The sequence below is a fragment of the Aeromonas taiwanensis genome, assembly GCF_000820165.1.
GTDB classification, from domain to species: Bacteria; Pseudomonadota; Gammaproteobacteria; order Enterobacterales; family Aeromonadaceae; genus Aeromonas; species Aeromonas taiwanensis.
Window position 1 is genome coordinate 21,179 of record NZ_CDDD01000035.1, and the last position, 10,304, is coordinate 31,482.

Genomic DNA, 10,304 nt, shown 5'->3' on the forward strand with positions numbered 1-10,304 from the left:
GCGGATTTAAATAGCGAGAATTTTGAAGCGGATCATTCATTTCTCAATGGCAGATTAATTAGATGTGCCATCGAATGGAAGCAATAAAAAAAGTCATCAGATTCTTTCGTAACCCTTTGCTGGCAGGGATTGCAAGCCTGGTGTGTTATCTCGAAACGGCGACCATATACAGCATAATCGCGATGTCGAAGACGCGGTCATCGCCATAACGCAAGACCCCCGATCCGCTGCCGGATCGGGGGTCTGTTACAACTCGTTTTCATTCGATGCCGAGGGTCACGCCTTGCTGCCGGCCAGCTCCAGAATGAAGGCGAACTCCAGGGCGATATCCTCATAGGCCTTGAAACGGCCCGACTTGCCCCCGTGGCCGGCGTCCATGTCGGTGCTGAGCAGCAGCTGGTTGTCGTCTGTCTTCAGCTCCCGCAGCTTGGCCACCCACTTGGCCGGCTCCCAGTACTGCACCTGGGAATCGTGCAGACCCGTGGTCACCAGCATATTCGGGTAGGCCTGCGCCTTGACCTGATCGTAGGGGCTGTAGGACTTCATGTAGTCGTAGTAGCGCTTCTGGTTCGGGTTGCCCCACTCGTCGTACTCGCCGGTGGTGAGGGGAATGGACTCGTCCAGCATGGTGGTGACCACGTCGACGAAGGGCACCTGGGCCACCACGCCGCGATAGAGCTGCGGCGCCTGGTTGATGACGGCCCCCATCAGCAGGCCGCCGGCACTGCCCCCCATGGCATAGACCTGATCCCTGGCACCATAGCCCTGGGCCACCAGCGCCTCGGTGACGTCGATGAAGTCATTGAAGGTGTTCTGTTTCTTCAGCAGCTTGCCGTCTTCATACCAGGCGCGACCCAGCTCCTCGCCACCCCGGATGTGGGCGATGGCATAGACGAAGCCCCGGTCCAGCAGGCTCAGACGAGAGCTGCTGAAGTCCGGATCCATGCTGGCGCCATAGGAACCGTAGCCGTAGACCAGCAAGGGGTTCTGGCCATTGTGCTTGAACTTGTCCTTGCGATAGACCAGGGAGACCGGCACCTTGACGCCGTCGCGGGCGGCGATCCAGAGCCGCTCGCTGGCATACAGCTCGGCCTTGAAGCCCGCCACCGGCTGCTGCTTGAGCAGGGTGCGCTTGCCGCTGTCCATGTCGAGCTCATAGGTGGAGGACGGCGTGGTCATGGAGGAGTAGCCGTAACGCAGGGCGCTGGTTTCCGGCTCCGGGTTGTAGGCGAGCCAGGTGACGTAGGCGGGATCGTCGAAGGCGATCTCCTTCTGCTCACCGCTCTGCCAGTTGACCTGGCGCAGCCGGGTCAGCCCCTGGCTGCGCTCCTCGAGCACCAGCCACTCCTTGAACAGGGCGTAGCTCTCCAGCAGCACGTCGGGATTGGGGGCGATCACCGCCTTCCAGCGATCCACCGGACTCTCTTTGGTCTCGTACAGGCCGAAGTTCTTGCCGTCCTTGTTGGAACGCACATAGAAGCGGCCACGATAGTGATCCAGGCTGTACTCGTGATCCACCTGGCGGGGCAGGAACAGGCGCGGCGCCTGCACCGGGGTGTTGGCGTCGATGAGCCGCGCCTCACTGGTGGTGGTGCTGGAGAGATTGATGACGATGAAGTCTTCCGAGGTGGTGGCGTAGAGGCTGACGTAGAAGCTGTCGTCCTTCTCCTCATAGACCAGCTGATCCTTGGCGGGATCCGTGCCCAGCTCGTGGCGATAGACCTGATAGGGCAGCAGGGTCTGGGGTTGCTTGCGCACGTAGAACACCGTCTTGCTGTCGTTGGCCCACACCAGATTGCCCGAGGTGTTCTCGAGCTTGTCGGCGGCCCAGGTGCCGCTCTCCAGATCCAGGAACTGTACCTGGTACTGACGGCGGGAGAGGAAATCTTCCGCCACCGCCATCCAGCGGTTGTTGCGACTCACCTCCAGGGCGCCCAGAGAATAGAACTCGTGGCCCTCGGCACGCTGGTTGCTGTCCAGCAGCAGGCTCTGGGCCCCATCCCCGTCCACCTTGCTGCGGGAGTAGATGGCGTACTCCTTGCCGGGCTCGTAGCGGGTCTGGTAGCGGTAACCATTCTTCACGTAGGGGACGGATTCATCCTGCTGGGGAATGCGGGCCACCATCTCCTTGTAGAGCTGGTCGCGCAGCGGCTTGGCCGGCTTGAGCATGGCCTCGGTATAGGCATTCTCGGCCTTGAGATAGTCCAGCACCTCGGGGTTCTGCCGCTCGTCGTCGCGCAGCCAGTAGTAGTTGTCGACCCGCGTATCCCCGTGCTTCTTGAGTGTGTGAGGGTGCTTGGCCGCTACCGGGGGGAGCAGGGTGGACGAAGGGGAGGTATCGCTTGTAGGCATGGCTGGCTCTTCATTGGCTTGGGTACAGGGCGCGGCAAGCAGGCAAGCCAGCAGCAACCCTCGGGAAAAGGTAAACATGTCGCATCCTCTGCGCGGTAACAGGGCTGACGGCCCCGGGGGAACGCCATGCATCGACGATCGCACCACCGAGGCCACCAGGAGGACGGCAAGGCAGACGGGAAGGCATCGTCCCTGAGAAAACAAATTGGCGTTCAATCTGCCCCTTGTCGTTCTGGGTTGCAAGCGATCCCCTGACATTCCCCCAAAATCGACGAAAAAGGGCCGCCATCTCGCGATGGCGGCCCCTCTTGCTGACCATGAGCGGCACGGGCTCGCTCAGGTGTGCCTCACATGATGAAAGTGTGCCCGCTCACGGTCAGCCTGCATCAGCCGGGATAGCTCGACCAGACCTTGGTCGCGCCCTCCTTGTCGATGCTCAGCACCTCATAGGGCTGGCCCGGAATATCCATGCCCGGCGCACTCTGGGGCATGCCCGGAATGGTCAGACCGCGGATCGCCGGTTTTTCCTTGAGCAGCTTCTGCACGTCGGCAGCGGGCACATGCCCCTCCACCACATAGCCATTCACTACCCCGGTGTGGCAGGAAGCCAGCTGTGGAGTAATGCCGTGCTGCTGCTTGATGGGATCGAGCTGCTCGGTTTCCACGACCTTGACCTCAAAGCCGTTCTCTTCCATGTGCTTGACCCAGGTCTTGCAGCAGCCGCAATACTTGGACTTGTAGACGGTCATCTGCTCGGTTGCCAGGGCAGACAGACTGATGGTGCTGGCCAGCACGGCCAGTAACAGGGACTTGTACATAACTCACCTCGGATAAGAAGAAATGCCCAGAAAAGGGGGGGATCGACTCAGCAGAGGTGACGGGGCGGGCGTTCCAGCCGCTCCAGCGGCGCATCCGGCGTGAACAGGGAGGGGGAGACGAAGGCCGGCGCGTCAGGCTCAAGTCTTGCGACCGTCAGGCTGTCGCTGGCGAGCACCGTCATGGCGAGGGCCGAGGTGAAGCTGCCGCAGGGCATGGCCTTCTCCAAGGTGCGTTCGCTCTGGCTGCAATGGGGCGTCAGGGTACAGAGATCCGTGGCGGCCTGGCTGCCAAACGACATCAGCACCATCAGCAGGCCCCACAGGGGGAGCCAGCGGCGGGCGCGAGCGAATTGGCGACGGGTCAGGACCATGACAGGACTCATTGACGAAAGATGGGGCTATGGTAACCCCTGGCCCAGGGTGAGGGTCAAGCCCGTCACCTGAGGGAGATCAAAAGAAGAGGCAATAGAGGCAAATCGGCACCGGCCCTGGTGTAAACGCCCGTCAGTCGACATGACAGTGGCGAGCCGGGGCGCTTCTTGATAACGTCGCAACTCGATGTACCTTTGCCGAGTCCTTCCCTTCAGGTTATGACCCCATGAAACGCATTCTGGTTATCTTCTCTCACCCGGCACTGCAGAGCTCCCGGGCAAACAGGCAGCTGCTGCAGGCGATCGACGGTCTGGAGGGTATCACCCTGCACGACCTCTACCACCACTACCCGGACATGTACATCGACGTGAAGCGGGAACAGACCCTGCTGTCGAACCACGACATCATCGTCTTCCAGCACCCCTTCTACTGGTACTCCTGCCCCGCCATCATGAAGGAGTGGATGGATCTGGTGCTGGAGTATGGCTACGCCTACGGCCCCGAGGCCCACGCCCTCAGCGGCAAGCAGTGGCTCTCGGCCATCACCACGGGGGGCGCTCCCGAATCCTATTGCAGCGCCGGTTACAACCAGCGCCCGCTGCTCGACTTCCTGCTCCCCTTTCAGCAGACGGCGCAGCTGTGTGGCATGACCTGGCTGCCCCCCTTCGTGCTGCACTCCTTTCACAAGATACGGGATCCGGAGGCACTGCGTCGCTGCGGCCAGGACTATCGTCAGCTGCTGTGCGCCCTGCGGGACGAGCAGCTGACCCCGGCCCAGCTCACCGGCACCTCCTACCTGCGCGATCTCCTGGGGGGGCTGTCATCATGAGGCAAGAAACAAGACCACAAGGGCGGAGGAATCACTGATGGGACACGGACTGCTGTTTGACGCCTTGATCTATCTTTGTGCCGCGGTGATCGCGGTGCCGCTGGCCAAGCGCTGGGGGCTGGGTTCCGTGCTCGGCTACCTGCTGGCGGGCATCATCATCGGCCCCTTCCTCCTCGGCCTGGTGGGGGAGCAGAAGGACGTGATGCACTTCGCCGAGTTCGGAGTGGTACTGATGCTGTTTCTGGTCGGCCTGGAGCTGCGCCCGGCGCTGCTGTGGCAACTGAAGGGACCCATCCTCGGCACCGGCGGCCTGCAGGTACTGCTCACCAGTGCCGTCCTGACCGGGGTGGCCAGCCTCATCGGGTTGCCCTGGCAACAGGGGCTCGCCATCGGCCTCATTCTCGCGCTCTCCTCCACCGCCATCGTGCTGCAGAGCCTGCAGGAACGCAGGCTGATGCAGAGCGAGAGCGGCCGCTCCGGCTTTGCGGTGCTGCTGTTCCAGGACATCGCCGTCATCCCCATACTGGCGATACTGCCGCTGCTGGCCATCGCCCCGATCGCCAGCAACGGTGGGTCGGAACTCGCCGGCTGGCAGCACGGCCTGCTGGTGGTGGCCGCCATCGCCGGCATAGTGCTGGGCGGCCACTACCTGATGCGGCCGGTGTTTCGCGCCATCGCAGAGGCCCATATGCGGGAGATCTTCGTCGCCGCCGCCCTGTTGCTGGTGATCGCCATCGCGGTGCTGATGGAATCCGTGGGTCTCTCCCCTGCCCTCGGCTCCTTCCTCGCCGGCGTGGTGCTGGCCGACAGCGAGTATCGCCACGAGCTGGAGGCAGACATAGAGCCGTTCAAGGGGTTGCTGCTAGGCCTCTTCTTCATGTCCGTGGGGGCCGGCATCGACTTCAGCCTGTTTGCGGCCCATCCCCTGCTCATCCCGGCCCTGGTGGTCGGCCTGATGGTGTTGAAGTGGCTGGTGCTCATGGGGCTCGGCTTCGCCATCCGCATCTCGCCGAGCCAGCGCTGGACCTTTGCCCTGGCCCTGGCCCAGGGAGGGGAATTCGCCTTCGTGCTGTTTTCGTTCGCCGCCCAGAACAAGGTGCTGCCGGGGGAGACCATCTCCCTGCTGACCCTGGTGGTGGCCCTCTCCATGGCGTTGACGCCTCTGCTGCTGATCCTCAACGATCGGGTGATCCAGCCCTGGTTCGACTACCGCAACCAGAGCGATACCCCCGAACACGAGCAGCCGGAACTGGTGGAGCACCCCGTCATCATCGCCGGCTTCGGCCGCTTCGGGCAGATCGTGGGGCGCCTGCTCCACGGCCACGGCATCGGCACCACCATTCTCGAGCAGGACGCCAGCCAGATCGAGATGCTGCGCAAGTACGGCTATCAGGTATTCTACGGCGATGCGAGCCGGCTCGACCTGCTCCATGCCGCCGGTGCCCACAAGGCCAAGCTGCTGGTGCTCTCCATCAACGACCCGGCCACCTCCATCGCCGTGATCGAGCTGGTGAAGAAGCACTTCCCGCACCTCAGGATCCTGGCTCGCGCCCAGGACAGACCCCATGCCCACGAGATCCTGCGCCAGGGCATCGACAGCGTGCACCGGGAGACCTTGGGATCGGCGGTGGATCTGGGGGTCGAGGCACTGACCCAGCTGGGATTCCGGGCCAACCAGGCCTGGCGCGCCGGCCAGATGTTCAAGCAGTACGACAACCGGCTGCTGCGCGAGCAGGTCAACTACCTGGACGACGAGCACACCTATATCAACAAGAGCCTGCAATACCGCGAGATCCTCTCCGACCTGCTGCAAGACGATCAGGAAGGACAGGAGCGTACCCACGCCCACAACTGGAACAGCGGTCTGCCCGAGAACGACAAGGAAGCAATATGATTGCCTATTATCCCCTGCTCAAACACCTGCACATGATCCTGGCCCTGGTCAGCCTGCTGCTGTTCCTCTATCGCTGGCTGCTGGCCCTCGGGGGCAGTGCTCGCCTGCAGCAGAAGTGGCTGAAGGTGCTGCCCCACGTCAACGACACCTTCCTGCTACTGCTTGGCGTGCTGTTGGCGGTGACGCTGCAGATGAGCCCGGGTCAGCAACCCTGGCTGATGGCCAAGCTGATCGCCCTGGTGGTCTACATCGGCTTCGGCGTCATGGCGCTCAAGCGCCCGGCCCGCGGCCAGAAGGTGTTGGCCGGTGTCGCCGCCCTGGTGGTATTCGGTTACATGGTGGGCGCCGCCCTCACCAAGTCTCCCTGGTCCTGGCTGGCCTGATGACCTCCTGGGGGGGGAGGCTTCTCTCCCCCCTCTCCCGCTCCTCTGTATCCCCGTTTGATCCTCATTTCCTCGCAGCCGTCACGGCGGCGACAACCCTGACAAGACTTTATTTCAACCAAAAAAAGCCTCAAACAACCCCTCTATATTGATGATTCACATTTATTATCAATAGCTTGCAAGATTATGTATGAAAATGGCGACAGTTGTCGCAGCAAAACTTGCGACATAGACTGTCGCAACCCATGGCTAGGATACACTCAACGCTAAACCAGTGAAGGCAAGCACCATGAGTAAGAAGCTGTTACGACAACTGACCTTGGCGCGTTGCATCCCGCACCGCCCTTACAAGCTGACCGCCAGCCAACTCCAGGTAAAACTGGAAGAGGAAGGCATTCACGTCAGTCTCCGTACCGTGCAACGGGACCTGGAAGAGATGTCCGGCATGGGGTTGTTCGATCTCACCTCCGATGAGCGCAGCAAGCCCCATGGCTGGTGCTTCGAACGACACGGTCTCAACGACTTTGCCAACATCATGCCGCTCTCCCTGGCAGTGGCGCTGAAGACCTGGAGCGACCAGGCGAGCCAACTGCTGCCGGCCAGCGTGCTGACCGAATTGAACCCGCTGGTCGACAAGGCCGGCCAGGTGATCCGCGACAGCCAGAGCGAACTGGCCGAACGCTGGCTGGAGAGCGTGCATCAGTCGCCGCGTCCGTTTGCCGGCAACCCGGAGATCCGTCGCAGCACCCTGATCCGCGACGCTCTCTGGCGCGGCCGCAAGTTCAGCGCCGAGATCCAGCGTGTCATCAAGGAGCGCACCGTGTGGCTCTGTTATGACCGCATCAATCCCCTCGGCATCCTGAACCAGACCGATGGCCCTATCCTGCTCTGCACCCTGTCCGAGCTGGATCCCAAGGTCTATGGCATTCCGTTCGATCACATCAAGAACGTGGAGCTGACCAACTTCAGCGCGACCCAGCCGAAGGACTTCAATATCCAGAAGCTGATCCGCGACCAGGGTTATCAGGACGTCAGCGGCCCGATCCGCTTCGTCGGGCGCATCGATGCAAACTGCCCGACCCTGATCGACGGGCAAATCCCGGGACACAACCCGCGAATGACCCGCTATGACAAGCGCAGCGTGGTGGTCGAGACCGAAGTGCAGGACACACCCGAGTTTCGCTCCTGGCTGAACAACATGAGCGGCAACCTGGAAGTTCTGGCCCCCGAGTCCCTGCGCAAGGCATATCCGACACCGGGTACCCGAGTAAGCTGATCTCCCCAGCCATCCATGATGAAAAGCCGAGCCTGCGCTCGGCTTTTGTCTGTTTTTTACACATATTTATTCAATTAATTTTTAACTATTACTCCCCTGATTGAACCCGCTGTAATATCGTTTTCCTGCCATTTTCTGCTTGTGAGAGATCTGCCATTCCCCCTGTAAGCCCCCTCAGTTTTGAACCGTGCGTGAAGCCATCCAGGGTACGGCATGCTTTCCACAGAAACCAATTAAGCTTCTGATATAAATGAAAAATCTACCTACACATCACACCAGGGTTCGCCAGACAATCCATTCCAATGACTTCAGATGCCTTGTAGATGCGCTCGATTGCCTTAGTATGGGTCTCACAAGGACGAGCTGATTCGGCAGGATGCAGAAACAGCGCATAATTAGGGAATAATCCACAGGACGTGGACAAGGAACACCTCGGGATGAGGCCGATGACCGGGATGGTTATCGCAAGGATAGACAGGACAACCGCGGGATGCGGTCGCTGGACACCTCGGGACGAGGATGAGTGGCACGGATAGTCACTCTCAAGGATGACGAGGGAACACCGCAGGAAGCGGCAGGAACCAGCTTCAGGATGAAGCGAGATAACCAGGGTGGTTATCTGTCAGGACGACGCATGGAACACCACGGGATGTGGTAATGGACACCTCCAGGATGGAGAGGGTGAAGCAATCAGGAGCGATTGCCAGGCTAGGATGGCCACAGGACACCCCAACGGAGTGGGAAGGGGAAATTCCAAAGGAAAGGATAGAGTCAAGGATTGCAGGGAGCATGGCAGTTCAGGGACTGGGCGACATGACTTGAGGGGACGGCAGACGCCGTCCCCTTTTCTTATATCTGTCTACCACAGCATCATTCTGAATCGCCCCTACTTTCCTAGACACCCCAAGAGCCTCAAACTGAGGTCATTCAGGAGGTGTTATGAGCAAACAGCAACGTTACACGGAAGAATTCAAATTGGCCGCCGTCAAGCAAGTGACTGAGCGGAATTACCCAGTGGCAGAGGTTGCTGAGCGGCTTGGTGTTTCCAGCCATAGTCTTTACGCCTGGATCAGGCGCTACAGCCAACCCGACGTGCAGCAACAGTATGACTCCAGCCAGCAAGCCGAAATTAGGCGCCTCAAGGCTGAACTGCGCCGCGTCACCGATGAGCGAGATATCTTAAAAAAGGCCGCCGCGTACTTTGCCAAGCTGTCAGGGTAAGGTACGCCTTCATCCGGGAGCACGCGTCCACATATCCCATCCGCAGACTGTGTCGAATGATGAATGTCCACCCGAGCGGTTATTACGCCTGGCAGCTCCAGCCTTTATCTGTCCGAGCCCTGGAAGACCAACGCCTCCTGGGCCAGATCAAGCAATGTTGGCTAGAAAGCGGGGGCGTCTATGGTTATCGCAAGATCCGGGATGACCTGCGAGAGATGGGAGAGACCTGCGGGAAACACCGGGTGGCGCGATTAATGCGTCATGAGGGTTTACGTTCACAAACCGGTTATCGTCGCCGTCCCGGTCATTATGGTGGCCAGCCGGCAGTGGTTGCACCGAATCATCTTGAGCGCCAGTTCGATGTGACTGAGCCAAATAAGGTCTGGGTAACGGACATCACTTATATCCGAACCCATGAAGGCTGGCTCTATCTGGCCGCAGTATTGGATTTGTTTTCACGACAAGTCATTGGTTGGTCAATGAGGCCAAGGATCGACCGAGAGCTAGCCATCAGCGCGTTACTGATGGCGGTGTGGCGACGGCGACCTGAGCAGGAAGTGTTGGTTCATTCCGACCAAGGTAGCCAGTTTAGCAGCTATGACTGGCAGGATTTTTTGCGGGAGCAGCGGCTCAAGGCCAGCATGAGCAGACGTGGTAACTGTCATGATAACGCGGTGGCGGAGAGTTTCTTCCAGCTCCTAAAACGCGAGCGGATCCGACGTAAAACCTATGCGGATCGCGAGGAGGCCCGGCGGGATGTGTTCGATTACATTGAAATGTTTTACAACCCCAAGCGTCGGCACAGTTTCAACAACGGGCTATCGCCAGTAGAGTGTGAAAAGCAATATTTCGAACGGCTCAAAAGTGTCTAGAGAAGCCGGGGCGATTCAAACACTGACTGATTGTTAAGCAAAAGACCTTCTCGCGGGGACGGACTTGGGGGATGGGAACATTCAGAAAAGAAAAAAGCCCAGTCTTTCGACTGGGCTTCTTGTTAGTGGCGGAGCGGACGGGACTCGAACCCGCGACCCCCGGCGTGACAGGCCGGTATTCTAACCGACTGAACTACCGCTCCGCATTCGGTTAGCTTTCGCTAAATCTTTTGCCGCTTCTTTATGAGGTGTCATCCTCGAAGCCGCTCATCTGTCTTCAACATATC

The 10,304-nt window shown here is 59.9% G+C and carries 8 protein-coding genes and 1 tRNA gene; 5 read left to right on the forward strand and 4 right to left on the reverse strand.

Features of this window, described 5'->3' with window-relative positions:
* Positions 1-276: 276 nt before the first annotated feature.
* From BN1136_RS06175 to BN1136_RS06185, 3 genes are all read right to left on the reverse strand, one after another.
* Positions 277-2,430: a S9 family peptidase gene (locus BN1136_RS06175; protein ID WP_043756754.1), complete on the reverse strand. Its 2,154-nt coding sequence runs from the start codon at positions 2,428-2,430 to the stop codon at positions 277-279.
* Between the two features lie 308 nt (positions 2,431-2,738).
* Complete coding sequence (locus tag BN1136_RS06180) at positions 2,739-3,170, reverse strand: DUF411 domain-containing protein (RefSeq protein ID WP_043756752.1); 432 nt, start codon at positions 3,168-3,170, stop codon at positions 2,739-2,741.
* Between the two features lie 47 nt (positions 3,171-3,217).
* Complete coding sequence (locus BN1136_RS06185) at positions 3,218-3,541, reverse strand: hypothetical protein (RefSeq protein ID WP_043756749.1); 324 nt, start codon at positions 3,539-3,541, stop codon at positions 3,218-3,220.
* A gap of 227 nt (positions 3,542-3,768) precedes the next feature.
* Between BN1136_RS06185 and kefF the strand changes: the two genes are divergently transcribed.
* From kefF to BN1136_RS06215, 5 genes are all read left to right on the forward strand, one after another.
* Positions 3,769-4,371, forward strand: coding sequence for a glutathione-regulated potassium-efflux system oxidoreductase KefF (gene kefF, locus BN1136_RS06190; protein WP_043756746.1), 603 nt, complete (start codon positions 3,769-3,771; stop codon positions 4,369-4,371).
* A gap of 37 nt (positions 4,372-4,408) precedes the next feature.
* Complete coding sequence (locus BN1136_RS06195; RefSeq protein WP_043756743.1) at positions 4,409-6,265, forward strand: monovalent cation:proton antiporter-2 (CPA2) family protein; 1,857 nt, start codon at positions 4,409-4,411, stop codon at positions 6,263-6,265.
* Positions 6,262-6,648, forward strand: coding sequence for a SirB2 family protein (locus BN1136_RS06200; RefSeq protein WP_043756741.1), 387 nt, complete (start codon positions 6,262-6,264; stop codon positions 6,646-6,648). Before BN1136_RS06195 ends, BN1136_RS06200 begins: the two co-directional genes overlap by 4 nt.
* Before the next feature lie 289 nt (positions 6,649-6,937).
* Positions 6,938-7,924 carry a helix-turn-helix transcriptional regulator gene (locus BN1136_RS06205; RefSeq protein ID WP_043756739.1) on the forward strand — a complete coding sequence of 329 codons (987 nt, stop codon included), beginning with the start codon at positions 6,938-6,940 and terminating at the stop codon, positions 7,922-7,924.
* A 939-nt stretch (positions 7,925-8,863) separates the two neighbouring features.
* Positions 8,864-10,017, forward strand: a protein-coding gene (locus BN1136_RS06215) for an IS3 family transposase (RefSeq protein WP_152552585.1) whose coding sequence is annotated in 2 segments (ribosomal slippage) — positions 8,864-9,101 and positions 9,101-10,017 — 1,155 coding nt in all. Because the reading frame shifts where the segments join, the coding sequence is not laid out codon by codon here.
* Positions 10,018-10,143: 126 nt separating this feature from the next.
* On the opposite strand, the gene BN1136_RS06220 is transcribed toward BN1136_RS06215, so the two are convergent.
* Positions 10,144-10,220 (reverse strand) — tRNA-Asp (locus tag BN1136_RS06220).
* Positions 10,221-10,304 lie beyond the last annotated feature (84 nt).

Bases quoted from the DNA above. Each gene is read 5' to 3' on its own strand.
- BN1136_RS06175 (WP_043756754.1), bottom strand. From the start codon at position 2,430: ATGTTTACCTTTTCCCGAGGGTTGCTGCTGGCTTGCCTGCTTGCCGCG.
- BN1136_RS06180 (WP_043756752.1), bottom strand. From the start codon at position 3,170: ATGTACAAGTCCCTGTTACTGGCCGTGCTGGCCAGCACCATCAGTCTG.
- BN1136_RS06185 (WP_043756749.1), bottom strand. From the start codon at position 3,541: ATGGTCCTGACCCGTCGCCAATTCGCTCGCGCCCGCCGCTGGCTCCCC.
- kefF (WP_043756746.1), top strand. From the start codon at position 3,769: ATGAAACGCATTCTGGTTATCTTCTCTCACCCGGCACTGCAGAGCTCC.
- BN1136_RS06195 (WP_043756743.1), top strand. From the start codon at position 4,409: ATGGGACACGGACTGCTGTTTGACGCCTTGATCTATCTTTGTGCCGCG.
- BN1136_RS06200 (WP_043756741.1), top strand. From the start codon at position 6,262: ATGATTGCCTATTATCCCCTGCTCAAACACCTGCACATGATCCTGGCC.
- BN1136_RS06205 (WP_043756739.1), top strand. From the start codon at position 6,938: ATGAGTAAGAAGCTGTTACGACAACTGACCTTGGCGCGTTGCATCCCG.